This is a genomic window from Xanthomonas euroxanthea, assembly GCF_900476395.1.
In the GTDB taxonomy this organism is placed as follows: Bacteria; Pseudomonadota; Gammaproteobacteria; order Xanthomonadales; family Xanthomonadaceae; genus Xanthomonas; species Xanthomonas euroxanthea.
Genome location: NZ_UIHB01000010.1, coordinates 201370 through 217138 on the forward strand (window position 1 = coordinate 201370; position 15769 = coordinate 217138).

Sequence of the window (15769 nt, forward strand, 5' to 3'; positions counted from 1 at the left end):
GGGGGAAAGTCATGAAGACTCACCGCACCGTCTCCACCCTGCCGGCACGCAGCCTGTTGTGCTGCGCCCTGGCTGCCTCGTTGTTCGCCACCACCCCGGCCATGGCACAGTCCAGCAACGCCACCTTGCGCGGCCAGGTCGCTTCCGCGCAGAGCGGCAGCGAGGTCGTCGTCACCAATGTCGCCACTGGCTCGGTGCGACGTGCACCGGTCAATGCGAACGGCAACTACACCATCGTCGGCCTGCAACCGGGCACCTACACCGTCGAATCCAACGGCGTCAGCCGCACGGTGACCCTGTCGGTGGCCTCCAGCGCCACCGTCGATCTCGGCACCGAAGCGGCGGCAGCGCCGGCCGGCGATGCGACCACGCTGGACACGGTGACGGTCAGCGCGCCGATGATCCGCGACGTCAAGACATCGGAGGTGGGTAATACGGTTTCGCTGCGGCAGATCCAGCAGCTGCCGCAGGCCACGCGCAACTTCCTGGAGTTCGCCGACACCGTGCCGGGCATGGTGTTCACCATCGACCAGGACGGCAACACCAAGTTGCGTGGCGGTGCGTCCAACGCCAGTTCCAGCAACCTGTACATCGACGGCGTGAGCCAGAAGAGCTATGTCTCCGGTGGCGGTATTGCCGGGCAGGACGAGACCCAGGGCAATCCGTTCCCCCAGCTCGCCATCGGCGAGTACAAGGTGATCACCTCCAACTACAAGGCCGAATACGGCCAGATCAGTGGCGCGGCGATCACCGCGGCCACCAAGTCCGGCACCAACGAGTTCCATGGCGAGGCGTTCTATCGCTTCACCAATCAGGATCTGCGTGAGAAGCGCCCGGACGAAGAAGATGGAAAGGTGGACTCGCAGACCAAGGAATACGGCGTTGCGATCGGCGGCCCGCTGATCCAGGACCGCATGCATTTCTTCTTCGCCTACGAAGGCAAGGACAACGTGGCGCCCAAGAGCGTGCAGCCAAGCGCCGAAGCGGCGCCGTTCGTCGGCCTGCTGCCGTCCAATCTGCGCGACCAGTACGGTGCGTCCAACATGCCGTTCACCGAAGACCTGTACTTCGGCAAGATCGACTTCGAGCCGACCGATAACGACCGCATCGAGCTGGCCACGCAGTACCGCGACGAAACCCAGGTCAGCAACGTCGGCGGCCAGAACGCGCCCGTCCGCGCAGTGGACAAGATCAACAAGGACAAGCGCACCAGCCTGCGTTGGCAGCACAGCGCCGACAGCTGGTTCAACGAAGCCATCCTCACCACCGAGGATTCGCGCAACGTGCCGACACCGCGCGGCATCGGCAACGGCTCCATCTATACCTACATCGACCGGACGCAGGCCGATCCGCGCCAGTGGGTCTTCCTCAACACCGGCGCCGCCAGCGGCGAAGACTTCAAGCTACGTAGCCAGAAGGGCTGGTCGTTCCAGAACGATCTGACCTTCAACGCACTGCAGTGGCATGGCGAGCACACCATCAAGACCGGTGTGACCTATCGCGACATCAAGCTGACGTCGCGCGAGTCCAGTTCGCTCAACCCGCAGTTCAGCTATGAAGTCGGTCAGAACGGTGTTGCGCCGGTTCCCTTCCAGGTGCGCTATATCCGTGCGTTCGACAATCCCGGTCAGGTGCCGGTGGTGGAATCGCCGTCCAAGCAGTACGGCATCTACCTGCAGGACGACTGGGCAGTGAACGACAAGCTGATGCTCAACATCGGCGTGCGTTACGACTATGAGGACACCCCGGCCTACACCGACTTCGTGACCTCGCAGCCGTTCATCAATGCGCTGTATTCGGACGACCCCGACAACCCGGGTCAACCGTGGGCCAACCGTCTGCTGCCCAGCGGCATCAACGTGGCCGACTACATCAGCACCGGCAACAACCGCAAGAATTTCAAGGACGCCTGGGCACCGCGCTTCGGCTTCTCGTATGACTTCTTCGGCGACGAGAGCGCGGTGCTGCATGGCGGCGCCGGTCGCTCCTACGATCGCAACCTGTTCGAGCAGCTCGCACTGGAATCGGTCAAGGCGGCGCTGTCACCGGTGGTGGTGTACTTCAGCGATGCTGCCAGCGGGCAAAGCTGCTTCCGCGACGACCGTGCGTGCACGGCGTGGAACCCGGCATATTTCACCGGCATCGATCAGCTCAATACGATCGATGGCACCAGTGACAGCTCCGAGCTTTTCATGTTCAAGAACAAGCTCAAGACCCCGTACAGCGACCAGTACAGCATCGGTATCAGCAACCAGGTCGGCGACTGGTTGACCGACGTGACCTTCCAGCGCGTGTTGGCCTATGACGGCCTGGTGATGAGCCTGGTCAACCGCTACCCGGATGGTGCGTACTTCGACGCCACCGGCAGCGTGCCCTGGGGCGAGCCGGTGCCGGGCTACCGCAATACGATCCTGGGCTACAACGGTCTGGAGCAGCGCAGCAGCCAGGTGTTGCTGTCGGCCGAAAAGCCCTACACCAAGGAATCGGGCTGGGGCTTGAACCTGTCCTACACCCACACCAGCGCGCGCCAGAACCGCACCATCGACGAGCCGTTCGCGTTCGACAAGGCGACCATTCGCGACTATCCGTTCGTGAAGTCCGATGCCGTGTCGGCGCATCGCTTCGTCGCATCCGGCTCGATCGATGGCCCGTGGGGAGTGACCTTCGGCGCCAAGTTGGTGCTGGCCACGCCCGAGCCGATCAACACGATCGCCTGCTACGGCTTTACCGATCCCGATGGCGGCACCTGCCAGGCCGTGGGCGTGACCCCGCCGGGCAATGGCAAGTTCCTGCTGGGTGGCAAGATCTGGGGCTACCGCACCGTGGACCTGCAGGCCAACAAGGAGTTCACGGTGGTGGGCGACTTCAAGCTCAACGCACGCATCAACGTGCTCAACGCCTTCAACTTCAAGAACTTCACCCAGTACCAGTACAACAGCTTCGGCAGCAACGGACGCCTGCAGCCTGACATCACCGTGGTCGACAACGGCGAAATCAGCTATGTGCCCCGTAGTGTCGTGCTGGAAGTGGGCGCCAAGTTCTGATGCAGCCCAACGCCATCTGTCTGCGCTGTGCAGGCAGATGATCCGGACGGGGCCAGCTGGCCCCGTTCGCTTGTTGGCGGTTTCCACTCTTGTACAGGATCGAACGCCGCATGCTCCCCGCTCCACTCCGCAACATCGTCATCGTCGGCGGCGGCACGGCCGGCTGGATGGCGGCCGCGGCCTTCGCGCGCGTGCTTGGCCCCGGCTTCAAGGTGCAGCTGATCGAATCCGAACAGCTCGGCACCGTTGGCGTTGGCGAGGCCACCGTGCCGCACATCAAGGCCTTCAACAATCTGCTCGGCATCGACGAGGCCGAGTTCGTGCGCCAGACCCAGGGCAGCTTCAAGCTCGGCATCGAGTTCGTCGACTGGCAGCGCCCCGGCACGTCGTACATCCATGGCTTCGGCACCCAGATCGGGCACCCGCTCGGGCTGCTGCCGTTCCACCAGTACTGGATCAAGCAGCGCGCGCGCGGCAAGGCGCAGCCGCTGGGCGCCTACACGCTCAACACCGTGGCTGCGGTGCGCGGCAAGTTCATGACCTCGGCCGGCGATGTGCCGGCCAATTCGCCGCTGGCCAACATCGCCTACGCGTACCACTTCGATGCCACGCAGTACGCGCGCTTCTTGCGCACCTACTCCGAACAGCGCGGCGTCACCCGTATCGAGGGCCTGGTCGAACAGGTGCAGCTGCATGCGGACACCGGCCACGTGCAATCGCTGCAGCTGGCCTCCGGTCAGGTCGTCAGCGGCGATTTGTTCATCGACTGCTCGGGCTTCCGCGGGCTGTTGATCGAAGAAGCCTTGCACACCGGCTACCACGACTTCACCCATTGGCTGCCGTGCGATCGTGCGCTGGCGGTGCCGAGCGAAAACGTCGGCCCGCCCACGCCGTACACGCGCTCCACCGCGCGCGCGGCCGGCTGGCAGTGGCGCATTCCGCTGCAGCACCGCACCGGCAACGGCTATGTGTATTCCAGCGCGCACATCAGCGACGACGAAGCCGCCGCCACCCTGCTCGCCAACCTGGAGGGCACGCCGCTGGCCGACCCGCGCCCGCTGCGCTTCACCACCGGCCGGCGCAAGCAGTTCTGGAACCGCAATGTGGTCGCACTGGGCCTGGCCAGCGGCTTCCTGGAACCGCTGGAATCGACCAGCATCCATCTGATCCAGGCCGGCATTTCGCGGCTGCTGGAGCTGTTTCCGCGCGAGGGCATCAGCCCGGTGCTGGTGCAGCGCTACAACGACCGGCTGGCGTTCGAGTTCGACCGCATCCGCGATTTTTTGGTGCTGCACTACCACGCCACCGAGCGCGACGACAGCGCGTTCTGGCGGCACTGCCGCACGATGCCGATCACCCCGGAGCTGCAGACCACGCTGGACCTGTTTCGCGACAGCGGGCGCTTCTACCGCAATGCCGAGGAGATGTTTGCCGAGATCAGCTGGGTGCAGGTAATGATCGGCCAGGGCATCCTGCCGCAGGGCTATCACCCGCTGGTGGACCAGGTGCCCGATCACGACGCCGAACGCTTCCTGGCCAGCGTGGCGCAGACCATCGGCCACTGCGTGGATGTCATGCCCACCCACCAGCAGTTCATCGATCGCTACTGCAAGGCGGCTGCGCCGCGCTGAGCGACGCCACGGCAGGCGCAATCGCCACATGCACCGATCGGCAGGCAAAAAAAAGGATCGGGCACAAGGCCCGATCCCTTCGAAAACCGGGACAAGCCCGGTGGACAATGAGTGGCACAGCTTCCGACTGACATCGGACGAGGGGCATCGTACGCAGGCTTTAACGTTAAAGCAACACTTTAATTCTATCGCTTTAACTTGTTGATTTTGCTTGCTTAGACATGGCCGGCGCGCGCCGGAGGCTCCGTCAGCGCTGCGCCACCGCCGCTTGAATCTCGGCCTGGATCGCAGCCGCCGCGGCGGCCGGATCGGTGGCCAGGCGGATCGGGCGGCCGACCACGATGGCATCGGCGCCATCGTTGAAGGCCTGCGCCACGCCCACGGTGCGTTGCTGGTCGTCGCCGACCGGGCCGCCGGGGCGGATGCCCGGGCAGACGATCGAAAACCCGGCGCCGGTGGCGCTGCGGATCGGGCCGGCTTCCTGGCCGGAGGCGATCACACCGTCGATGCCGGCCGCCTGTGCGGCCAGCGCGCGCTCCACCACCACCTCCACCGGCTCGCGGTCGATGCCCATCGCGGCCAGGTCCGGGCGCCCCATCGAGGTCAGCACGGTCACCGCCAGCAGGCGCATGTCGCCGTGGTTGGCCTCGGCGGCGGCCTGCAGCATGCCGGCGTGCCAGCCGTGCACGGTGCAATAGCTCACCGGCCACTGCGCCAGGCGGCGGATGGTGCCGGCCACGGTGGCGGGGATGTCGAAGAACTTCAGGTCCACGAACACGCGCTTGTCGCGCCTGGCCAGGGCGTCGAGCACCTGGAAGTACTCGCCGGAGGCCAGCAGTTCCATGCCGATCTTGTAGAAGGACACCGACTCGCCCAGGCGGTCGACCCAGGCGATCGCCTCGTCGTGGCCGGGCACATCCAGCGCGAAGATCAGCCGCTCATGCGCGGCCAGCGGCAGCGGTGCGCGGCTCATCGGGCCACCTCCAGCGCGGCGCGCTTGGCGTCGTGGCGCAGCTGCCAGGGCTTGCCGTAGTCGTTGTTGAACTGCGCCGGCTCCCAGCCGCCGTAACTGGGGTTGGGCAGCATCCACCAGCGCTCGCCGAACCAGTCGTGGTACTGCTGCAGCAATGCGCCCCGCGCCTGGCCGGTGTTGGCGGTGACCTGCACGAAGTCGCCGAGCTGGTCGCCGAACTGCATCAGCACGCGGTACGTCTGCCCGGCCAGCTGGCGCCGGCAGTTCTTCTCGCTGCCGTTCTGCTCGCAGCCCTTGACCACCGTGCCCAGGCCCAGAAACACGCTGTCGTCGGCCACCGGCAGCCCGACGCTGCGCAGGTTGGCCAGCGTGGCGTCCTTGAGGTGCACCGCGCGGTTGGAGATGTAGATCAGGGTGATGCCGCGCGCGTTGGCGGCCTTGGCGAAGTCCACCACGCCCGGGATCGCGGTGGCCTTCTTCTCCGCCACCCACTGGTCCCAGCTCAGCTCGTCGTATTCCTTGCCGTCGCGCAGCAGGCGCGCCTGGTAGGGCGAGTTGTCCAGCACCGTTTCGTCCACGTCCAGCACCACCGCCGGCTTCAGCCCGCTGGCGGCATTGCCGCGCTCCTCGGGCACCAGCGCATCCCAGTTGGGCTGCTTCAGCGCAGCGTCCAGCTTGTCGGCAGCAGCGCGATAGGTCTGCTCGGCCACCGCGCGGTACTCCTCCGAGCGCTGCATCCACAGCACCGCATTGAGGTTGTCGTCGCCGGCCGGTGCGCTGGTGGCTGCAGGCTGCGTGGTGGTCTTGGCGGCGGCGCTGGCGGCCGCATTGGCGGACACGGCGGCGTCCTGCGCGCGCTGGGCCAGCTCCTGGTCGGCGGGCTTGCAGGCGCTCAGGGCCAGCGCGATGCAGGCGAGCAGGGACAAGGGTGCGTAAAGCGAGGGGCGCATGGCATCCACCAGAACAGGAGCGGCAATGAAGACCGCGATTTTAGCGGGTTCGCGCCGCACCGCCCGCTCCCGCTGATGGCAGTGCCGCAGGCGCATGGAAGAAGACATCGCGATCGCGGGGTTCATGGCGATGCGCGAGTGCTGCATGCGCCTGCGCACGCTGCGGGCAACCGACCGCCTCCGCACCTGACCGCCTCTTCGCTCCCGCTGCCGGTGCCGGCATCGCCGGCGGGATCGTGGCCTGAAGAACGCCGATGCAGGAACGGCATATCCTTGTGCGCTGATTGCCCCGGAGTCGCCCCATGACAGAGACACCTTCCCCGCCCGTCCTCGATACCGCCCAGGCCCGCGTGCTCGGCTGCCTGATCGAAAAGGAGGCGACCACGCCGGATGCGTATCCGCTCACGGTCAACGCCGCGCAGGTGGCCGCCAACCAGAAGACCGCACGCGAGCCGGTGCTGAACCTGCAGACCGGCGTGGTGCATCACGCCCTGCGTCAACTCGAAACCCTGGGGTTGGTGCGCCAGCAGTTCTCCTCGCGCGCCGAGCGCTACGAGCACCGGCTGGGCAGCGTGCTGGACCTGACCCGCCAGCAGGTCGCCCTGATCGGTCTGTTGCTGCTGCGCGGCCCGCAGACGCTGGGCGAGCTGTTCGCGCGCAGCGAGCGGCTGACACGCTTCAACGATGCCGACGACGTGCGCCACCATCTGGACCGGCTGATCCAGCGCGGCCTGGCCGTGCAACTGCCGCGCGCCAGCGGCCAGCGCGAAGAGCGTTATGCGCATCTGCTCAGTGGCGAGCTGGATGTGGAGGCGCTGCAGGCTGCGGCCGCGCGCGCTGCCCCCAGCGCCCGCAGCAATGCCGACAGCAGCGAGCTGGAAGCGCGCGTACAAACACTGGAAGCCACGGTCGCCGAGCTGCAGGATGCGCTGGCCGCCGTGCAGGCGCGCCTGGAGGCGGCTGGCGCCTGAGCGCGACGGTCTGCGCCTGGAGACGCCCGCTGCACCTCGCCGCCCACGCCGATCCCAGTGCACGCACCGACCGGCCCGGCTACCGGACGAGGGCCTTGCCGGGCGGTGATGGCGCAGATTGCGCCCCATCCCGCTTACGTCGGCGTATCCACCTCGTCCCAGTCGGCGTCTTCGAAGTGCAGCAGCCAGTTGAGGGCGTAGTGCCGCTCGTAGACCACGCCCGGCACGATGCCGCCCGGCGGCGGTTGCTCGCTCTGGCCGGCCTGGCGCACCGCCCAATGCAGGCGCAAGTGCCGGTCCAGCGCATCCAGCAGTTCGGGCACCGGCCGTAGCGTCAGCGATGGCCGCGTCGCCGTGTCGGCATGCTCCAGCGCGCGCTGGGCGGCCAGGGGCACATCGCACAGGTCGGTCGGCTCCGGCAGCGCCTCGGCCAGCCCCAGGGCCCACTGCAGCACGGCCAGGCTCTCGTAGCGCCAGCCGAAGTTGGCGAGCTGCTGCGGCTCCGGCACGGGTTGGGCAAAAAAGGCGCGCTCCTGCGGCGACAGTGCCGCCGCCACGCCGGGCAGGCGGGCGTCCATCTCTTCCAACGCCGGTGGCGTATCGCCGGCGGCCAGCATCTCCGCGCGCAAGGCCACCGCAAACAAGCCCAGCATGCGCTGCGTCACCGTCGCAGCATCGCGCACCCGTGCTTCGGCCTCGCCAGGCACCGGCGGCAGGCCGGGTGGCACGCGAATGCCTTGCGTGGTCAGCTGCGCAAGTTGCTGCGCACGCCGCTGCAAGGCATCCGGCGGATACGGCACCTGCGCCTGCGCATCGATCGCCGGCTCGCCCTGGCTGATCAGCACCCGCCCGTGTGGATCGCGCACGCTGCCGTCGGCCAGGAAACACACCGCATTGGCTTGCTCGGCCCACTGCGCCAACTCCCCGAACGCCGCATCGTCGACCTCGAACGTGAAGTGCTGACGCACCCGCTGTACATGCCGCATCAGGTGATAGCGCGGCTGGGTCATCTGGCCGTCGCCGGCCTGGTTCACGTAGCCGACAAAACCGTGCAGATGATTGGCCAGTTCCGGATCGGCGTGGTCGCGGTGCTGCACGGCGGCGCGCGGCAGGAAATCCGGCCACGCCGGCTCGCGCAGCGTGGAATAGGCGTTGACCAGCAATGGCATGCACGTGTCCTGGTTGGGGCGACGGACACCACGATGGCGCTCATCGCCAGGCAGCTGCGGTCGGTGCGCGCAGTCTCCTGTGCCAAGTGTGCACCGGAGTTCTTCCGCGCCGTCCAGGCTGCGCTGACGACTGCTCGTTACGTTGTGCCGGCCGCGTTCAGCGGTGAGCGTCGCCGCCAGGGTGCCGCAGGCCTGCCCGGCTGTCCATGTCGACGGGGCCCAGCTCGATCGTGTAATACAGCACCGGATCGGCCTCCTGGCTCAACACGCGCAGGCCTTGCCGCTGCAGCCCGAGTTTTTCCAGCGCGCGGATCGAATCGACATTGCGCGGCGACACGATCGCGCACAGCTGCGACAACCCCAGCACATCGCGCGCATGCGCCAGCACCGCGCGCCCGGCTTCGCTCACAAACCCCTTGCCGCGATGTTCGGGCAGCAGTGCAAAGCCGATATGCGGCACCGGCAAGGTATCGCGGCACAACAAGCCCAATGTGCCGGCAAAGGCGCCTTCGGCGCGCGTCTCCACCGCCCAGTGCGCAAAGCCGTAGCGTTGCTGGTGCGCCTGCGCCCACTCGCGCAGATGATCACGCGCCTGCTCGCGGGTCCGCACACCGCGGTCGTTGATGCCGGCGATGAAACCGGGGTCGTTGACCAATGCCAGCACCGCATCGGCATCGCGCTCGGGGTCGAGCGTGCGCAGGCGCAAACGCGGGGTTTCGATCACGACGGTCACGGCGCACTCCGGCATCAGGGCAACCCAGCCTGCCGTGCAGACGTGTCGCTGGCAAGCCTGCGTAGTACGCAACAACCGCTAGTCGAACAACGCCTGGATCGCCGCCAGGCCCGCGCTGGCGCGCTCCTTCTTGCGCTCGGCATCGGCCACCGGGTCGGCGCCATCGCGCTGCAATTCTTCAGCCGGAATCTCGTCGAAGAAGCGGCTGGGCTTGAGCCGCACATGCTCGCCGAACTTGCGCGTCAACTTGCTGTGGCTCATCCACAGCTGCTCCTTGGCACGGGTGATGCCCACATACAGCAGCCGGCGTTCTTCCTGCAGGTTGCCTTCTTCCAGGCTCACTTCATGCGGCAGCACGCCGTCTTCGCAGCCGACGATGAACACATAACGGAATTCCAGCCCCTTGGACGCGTGCATGGTCATCATGCGCACCTGGTTGCCGCCGTCGTCCTTGTCGTTGCGCGACAACAGCGCCAGCTGCGCGGCCAGGTCGCTGGCACTGGCACCACGCGGGCCGCCTTCGAACCACTCGGCCAGCTCGTCCAGATTGCGCTTGCGGCGCTGGAAGCCGGTGTCGTCCTTGGACTGGTTGCGCAGGTCGTTGAGCAGGCCGGATTTTTCGGCCAGCATGCGCACCAGTTCTCCCGCCGGCAGCGTGGCCGAATGCTCGCGCATATCGCGCAGGATATCGGTGAACGCACTCAGGCCATTGGCCGCACGCGGTGGCAGGTGCTGCAGCGCGCCCATCGACTCGGCCGCGCGCGACATCGGTACCGACTTCGCACTGGCGAGCTCGGCCAACCGCGCCAGCGAGGTCGCCCCGACCTCACGCTTGGGCGACTGCACGGCGCGCAGAAACGCGGCGTCATCGTCGGGATTGACGATCAGCCGCAGCCACGACAGCACGTCCTTGACTTCCTGCCGCTCCAGAAACGCGGTGCCACCGGTCAGGTGATACGGCACGCGCAGCAGCTGCAGCGCCTTTTCCAGCGGCCGCGATTGAAAATTGCCGCGGAACAGGATGCAGAAATCGCTCCACGGCACCTGCTTGGCGGTCCCCAGGAACGAGATCTCGGCGGCAACCTTTTCCGCCTCGTGCTCGCTGTCGCGGCATTCCCACACACGGATGCGCTCACCGTCGGCCTGGTCGCTCCATAGCGTCTTCAGGTGTTCGTGCGGGTTGTGCGCGATCAAGGCATTGGCCGCACGCAGCACGCGGTTGGAGCAGCGGTAGTTCTGTTCCAGCTTGATGATTTCCAGCGCCGGATAATCGCGGCCCATCTGCTGCAGGTTTTCCGGATTGGCGCCACGCCAGGCGTAGATGCTCTGGTCGTCGTCGCCCACGCAGGTGAAGTTGCCGCGTGGCCCGGCCAGCATTTTCAGCAGCCGGTACTGCGCATCGTTGGTGTCCTGGCACTCGTCCACTAGCAGGTAGCCGATGCGCTCGCGCCAGCCCAGTACGATCTCTTCGTTGGCCTCCAGGATCTGCACCGGCAGGCGGATCAGGTCGTCGAAGTCCACCGCGTTGAAGGTGGTCAGCCGCGCCTGATAACGCTCGTACAGGCTGGCGGCTTCCTTTTCGCGATTGCTGCGCGCTGCCGCCATCGCCTGTTCGGGAGACAGGCCGGCGTTCTTGGCGCGCGAGATCAGGTTCTTGGCATCCTCGATCGCATCCGGCTTGGCGCCGTGCATCAGGTCCTTGATCTGGGCGGCGGCATCGTCGGAATCGAAGATCGAAAAGCCGCGCTTCAAGCCGGCAGCGGCGTGCTCGATCTGCAGGAACTTCAACCCCAGCGCGTGGAAGGTGCAGATGGTCAGGCCATCGGCGCCATCGCCACGGATGCGCTTGGCCACACGCTCGCGCATTTCCTTGGCCGACTTGTTGGTGAAGGTGATCGCGGCGATGCGCTTGGCCGGATAGCGGCCGGTGGCGATCAGGTGCGCGATCTTCTCCACGATCACGCGCGTCTTGCCGCTGCCGGCGCCGGCCAGCACCAACAGGGGACCTTCGCAGTGCAGCACTGCGGCGCTTTGCGGGGGATTGAGACCGTGCATAGAGACTTCCAACAGAGCGGGCCATTGTACCGGCGCCGCGTCGGGCAGGCCTGCGCCGCCGGTTCATGCAGATGGCTGTCACCGCCGGCCGCCCGGCCCGGTAAAATCCACCGATGGCCAAGCTCTACTTCTACTACTCGGCAATGAATGCCGGCAAGACCACCACCTTGCTGCAGTCCGCGCACAACTACCGCGAACGCGGCATGCGCACCCTGATCCTCACGCCCAAGCTCGATCACCGCGCCGGCAGCGGCGTGGTGGCCTCGCGGATCGGGCTGCGCGCGGATGGGCGCACCTTCGATCGCAACACCGAGTTGCAGCAGCTGATCGAGCGCGACATCCAGGCCGAAGGCGCGCTGCACTGCGTGCTGGTGGACGAGGCGCAGTTCCTCAATCGCGGCCAGGTCTGGCAGTTGAGCGAGGTGGTCGACCGCCTGCGCATTCCGGTGCTGTGCTACGGGTTGCGCACGGACTTCCGCGGCGAGCTGTTCGAGGGCAGCCAGTTCCTGCTGGCCTGGGCCGACGAGCTGGAGGAGATCAAGACCATCTGCCACAGCGGCAGCAAGGCCACCATGACCGTGCGCGTGGATGCGCAAGGCCACGCGGTGCAGGACGGCCCGCAGGTGGAGATCGGCGGCAACGAGCGCTACGTGTCGGTCAGCCGCGCCGAGTTCAAGAAGATCATGCGTGGCGAAGGGCGCATCGACCCGCTGCAGATCGCATTGCCGCTGCCGCCAGCGGGCGCATAACGCCCACGCCCTGTTGGAAGGGCAGCGCGACGCTGGACGGGTTGCCCGCGGCTGGCAACGCCGATCGTCCACGGACCGGCCATCGACATGGCCGCCGACGCGGGGTGGCATGGCGTGCCAACGTCGTTTCGCACCTGGCAACGCATTGAACCCACGCAACTGCAGCGACACACGGCGGCCGTTACCCGATCCCGCCCGATGGACCTGATGCGCGGCTCGCGATCCTCCAGCTCCCGGATGATTCGGCATTATCGGCCCGGTATTTACGTGCCAGCGGACGGCTAACCCTGGCAGGGCGGCAGCTGAAGAATTCAGCCGGATGCTCTGGCGCGCTGCCTGGTATGCGCCTGTGATGCGTCGCTAAACCCCCGCAGGCATGCGGTCGCCACTGCATCTTCGCTACACATCAACAGGCGTATCGTTGCGGGGCCGTTGCAGCGATCCGCGCGCAACCAGGCGCAACCGCAGTCCTGTAAACTGGCGACCATCCACTTGTCGGGAGGCAATACATGGGTCCGCTTCCTCCCGAGTTACGCGCCGATATCGCGCGTGTTGGCCGGCTATCGTCGGTGCCCGATGTCCTGACCGTTCTCACCCGTCTGACCGGCATGGGGTTCGCCGCCGTCGCGCGCGTGACCGATACGCGCTGGATCACCTGCCAGGTGCGCGACGACCTGGCGTTCGGTCTGGCGCCCGGCGACGAGCTACCGCTGGTCACCACCTTCTGCGACAGCGTGCGCACCCAGGGCAACGCGTTGTGGTTCGGCCATGCCTCCGAGCACCCGGTCTTCCGCGACCACCCCACGCCGCGGCTGTACGGCTTCGAAAGCTATGTCTCGGTGCCGATCAAGTTCGACGATGGCAGCGTGTTCGGCACCTTGTGTGCGCTGGACCCGTTGCCGCGCGTCATGGACGCACCGTTGGTGGAAAAGGTCGAACTGCTGGCGCAACTGCTGGCAGCGCAGATCCAGGCCGAACAACGCGCCGAAGAGAGCGCGCAGGAATCGCTGCGCGCGCGCAGCGAACTGGGGCGTGTCGGCGCCTCGGCCCGGCTGCGCGAAGAGTTCATCGGCATCCTTGGCCACGACCTGCGCAACCCGCTGCAGTCCATGCATGCGGTGGTGGACATGCTGGCGATCGACTCGCTCAACCAGCGCCAGGGTGGCGCGATCCGGTCGATGCAGCGCAGCCTGCGGCGCATGGAAGAGCTGATCGACTTTGCCAGCGATTTCGCACGCGGCATCGAGCGCGACTGGCTGCAGCTGGACTACGGCAACGGCAGCGATCTGCTCGATGCGCTATCGCAGGTCGTCGACGAAACCCGCGCCGCATATCCGAACCAGGTGCTGTCCACGCACGTGGCCATCGACGAACCGGTGCATGGCGATGCGGTGCGCCTGGCGCAGATGTTCGGCAGCCTGATGATCAACGCCGTGGTGCAGGGGCAACAGAGCTCGCTGATCAAGGCGATCGCGGTGACCGAGCAGGGCCGCCTGCGCATCGAGGTCTGCAATCTGGACGGTATCGACCCGCGCCGGCTCGACGTGCTGCACGCCTCCACCCACGTGCACGCCGGCGGACGCCCCTTGCCCGAAGTCGATCTGGGCCTGCACATGGCCGCGCAGATCGCCCGTGCCCATCAAGGCGAGCTGCGCATCATCAGCGGCAAGGACGGCACCTGCTTCCGGGTGGAGCTGGCATGCATGCGTCCGCGTGGACGCATGCAGCTTGTCGCCAAAACGAACCAGGCCTAGCAGACGCGCGGTCGCGCACCGCTTCGGCGTGCGCGTGATGGCAGCAGCAGCGTGCCGGCTCCCCGACCCGGCGCGATCTCGATGCGCCGTTGGCGCAAGGACCGCGGTGGCTGCCGGCCGCGCGTGGCCTTGCGCTAGTAGATCTTGCGCTCGCTCGGCGGCGGCGGCGTCCACTGGTACAGCCAGGTTTCGGTCAGCGGCTTGCCGTTGGCGCGCAGGAACAGCCGGATATCGATCTGCCGGGTGCTGTCATCCGGCGGCACCAGGTCGAACATCGCCCGATAGCCCTTGAGCTCATGCAGCGGACGCGCCGACACGATTTCGGTGCTCCCGCGCGAGACCTGGAGGATGGCCTCGACCTTGGCTTTCGGGTCCTTGGTCAACGCAGCCAGTTCGCCGCCGGCAAAATCCACCGCAAACCGCCACGAGAAATGGCTGCGCTTCTGCCCGACGATGCCGCCCAGGCCGGTGCGCGTGGCCACGCAATGCGCCAGCGGCGAACTGGCCGGCGGATGCGCGCCCCAGTACAGCCGGTACCCCATCAGCAATTCCTGGCCCGGCTGCGGCTTGTCCTGTGGATTCCAGAACGCCACGATGTTGTCGAAGGTCTCGTCCACGGTCGGGATCTCGACCAGCTGTACCGAGCCCTTGCCCCAGCCGCTCTTCGGTTCCACCCACAGGCAGGGGCGTTTCTCGTAGAACACGCCGTCGTCCTGGTAATGGTCGAAGTTGCGATCGCGCTGCAACAGGCCAAACCCGCGCGGATTCTCATCGACGAACATGTTGAAGCGCAGCTGCGGCGGGTTGCACAACGGCCGCCAGATCCATTCGCCGCCGCCGGTCCACATCGCCAAGCCATCGGTGTCGTGGATCTCCGGGCGCCAATCCCAATCCATGCGGTTATCGTTTTCGCCGACCTGATACATGCTGGTGCACGGGCCGATGCCCAGCCGCTCGATGGTCTTGCGCGGGTAGAGCGCGCTGTCGATTTCCATCACCAGCACCTCGCCATTGGTGATGGCGAAGCGATACGCACCGGCAACGCTGGGCGAGTCCAGTAGCCCGTACACCACCACGGTGTTCGAATCGTCTGCCGGCTGCTCCAGGTAGTAGGCGATGAAGTCCGGGAACTCCTCCGGCCCGCCGGTGCCGGTGTCGATCGCCAGCCCGCGTGCCGACTGCCCGTACTGGCCTTCCTTGCCGACTGCGCGGAAATAGCTCGCACCCAGGAAGGCGGAGAAATCGCGGTCGGTGTCCTTGCGTGTATTGAGACGGAAGCCCGCAAAGCCCAGGTCCTTGGGCAACTGCTTGCCGCCCAGGCCACTGCTGCCGTAATCGAACGCCGCCGGGTCGTAGGCCAGTTGCTGCGCCTTGCCATCGACAATGTCGTAGATGTGCACCGGAGTGTGGAAATACAGCCCCAGATGAAAGAACTTGGCCTGGAACTTGCCGTTGCCGTCGGCCCATAGCGCGTGATCCTGGCGGTAGCGGATCGACTGGTATTGATCCCAGTTCAATGCTTCCAGGGGCCCGGGAAGCAGCTGCTTATGGCTCTTGTAGGGCGCCGTGGCCAACGCACGCGCCTGCCCCTTGAGCCAGGCATAGTCGAACGGCTGCGGTTGCCCCAAGCGCCGCAGGCCAACGGCCTTGGCCGCCAGCGCCCACTGCGGCAGCGCCGGCAGACCGAGCGCGGCCAATGCGGCAGCGGCATTCTTCAGGAAATGGCGTCGTTGCATGCGC

The 15769-nt window shown here is 66.6% G+C and carries 11 protein-coding genes and 1 other RNA gene; 6 read left to right on the forward strand and 6 right to left on the reverse strand.

Annotated elements, in window-relative coordinates; genetic code table 11:
* The first annotated feature begins 11 nt into the window (after positions 1-11).
* Both CPBF1521_RS20840 and CPBF1521_RS20845 read left to right on the forward strand, forming a co-directional pair.
* Positions 12-3044, forward strand: coding sequence for a TonB-dependent receptor (locus CPBF1521_RS20840; protein WP_115678155.1), 3033 nt, complete (start codon positions 12-14; stop codon positions 3042-3044).
* Positions 3045-3154: 110 nt separating this feature from the next.
* On the forward strand, positions 3155-4675 hold the full coding sequence (locus CPBF1521_RS20845) for a tryptophan halogenase family protein (RefSeq protein WP_115678235.1): 1521 nt from the start codon (positions 3155-3157) through the stop codon (positions 4673-4675).
* A gap of 247 nt (positions 4676-4922) precedes the next feature.
* On the opposite strand, the gene pyrF is transcribed toward CPBF1521_RS20845, so the two are convergent.
* Positions 4923-5648, reverse strand: coding sequence for an orotidine-5'-phosphate decarboxylase (pyrF, locus tag CPBF1521_RS20850; RefSeq protein WP_016904023.1), 726 nt, complete (start codon positions 5646-5648; stop codon positions 4923-4925).
* Positions 5645-6607 (reverse strand): 5'-nucleotidase, lipoprotein e(P4) family, encoded by a 963-nt coding sequence (locus CPBF1521_RS20855; RefSeq protein ID WP_115678156.1) that lies wholly within the window; start codon positions 6605-6607, stop codon positions 5645-5647. Before CPBF1521_RS20855 ends, pyrF begins: the two co-directional genes overlap by 4 nt.
* Before the next feature lie 293 nt (positions 6608-6900).
* On the opposite strand from CPBF1521_RS20855, the gene CPBF1521_RS20860 reads away from it, so the two are divergent.
* Positions 6901-7569 carry a YceH family protein gene (locus CPBF1521_RS20860; protein WP_115678157.1) on the forward strand — a complete coding sequence of 223 codons (669 nt, stop codon included), beginning with the start codon at positions 6901-6903 and terminating at the stop codon, positions 7567-7569.
* 134 nt (positions 7570-7703) lie between these two features.
* Here CPBF1521_RS20860 and CPBF1521_RS20865 read toward each other — a convergent pair whose 3' ends face one another.
* On the reverse strand, positions 7704-8738 hold the full coding sequence (locus CPBF1521_RS20865; RefSeq protein ID WP_115678158.1) for a DUF4272 domain-containing protein: 1035 nt from the start codon (positions 8736-8738) through the stop codon (positions 7704-7706).
* Positions 8739-8815: 77 nt separating this feature from the next.
* On the opposite strand from CPBF1521_RS20865, the gene CPBF1521_RS20870 reads away from it, so the two are divergent.
* Positions 8816-8891: non-coding RNA, sX9 sRNA (locus CPBF1521_RS20870), on the forward strand.
* Positions 8892-8895: 4 nt separating this feature from the next.
* Here CPBF1521_RS20870 and CPBF1521_RS20875 read toward each other — a convergent pair.
* Together CPBF1521_RS20875 and rep are read right to left on the reverse strand one after the other, a co-directional pair.
* Positions 8896-9486, reverse strand: coding sequence for a GNAT family N-acetyltransferase (locus tag CPBF1521_RS20875; protein WP_115678159.1), 591 nt, complete (start codon positions 9484-9486; stop codon positions 8896-8898).
* 63 nt (positions 9487-9549) lie between these two features.
* Positions 9550-11526, reverse strand: a complete 1977-nt coding sequence (rep, locus tag CPBF1521_RS20880) for a DNA helicase Rep (RefSeq protein WP_016904281.1) — start codon at positions 11524-11526, stop codon at positions 9550-9552.
* Positions 11527-11639: 113 nt separating this feature from the next.
* Here rep and CPBF1521_RS20885 point away from each other — a divergent pair, with 113 nt between their 5' ends.
* Both CPBF1521_RS20885 and CPBF1521_RS20890 read left to right on the forward strand, forming a co-directional pair.
* Positions 11640-12275, forward strand: coding sequence for a thymidine kinase (locus tag CPBF1521_RS20885; protein ID WP_016904282.1), 636 nt, complete (start codon positions 11640-11642; stop codon positions 12273-12275).
* Positions 12276-12784: 509 nt separating this feature from the next.
* Positions 12785-14029, forward strand: coding sequence for a GAF domain-containing sensor histidine kinase (locus CPBF1521_RS20890; protein WP_115678160.1), 1245 nt, complete (start codon positions 12785-12787; stop codon positions 14027-14029).
* A gap of 134 nt (positions 14030-14163) precedes the next feature.
* On the opposite strand, the gene CPBF1521_RS20895 is transcribed toward CPBF1521_RS20890, so the two are convergent.
* Positions 14164-15765, reverse strand: coding sequence for an OpgD/OpgG family glucan biosynthesis protein (locus CPBF1521_RS20895; RefSeq protein WP_115678236.1), 1602 nt, complete (start codon positions 15763-15765; stop codon positions 14164-14166).
* Between the last annotated feature and the right edge of the window lie 4 nt (positions 15766-15769).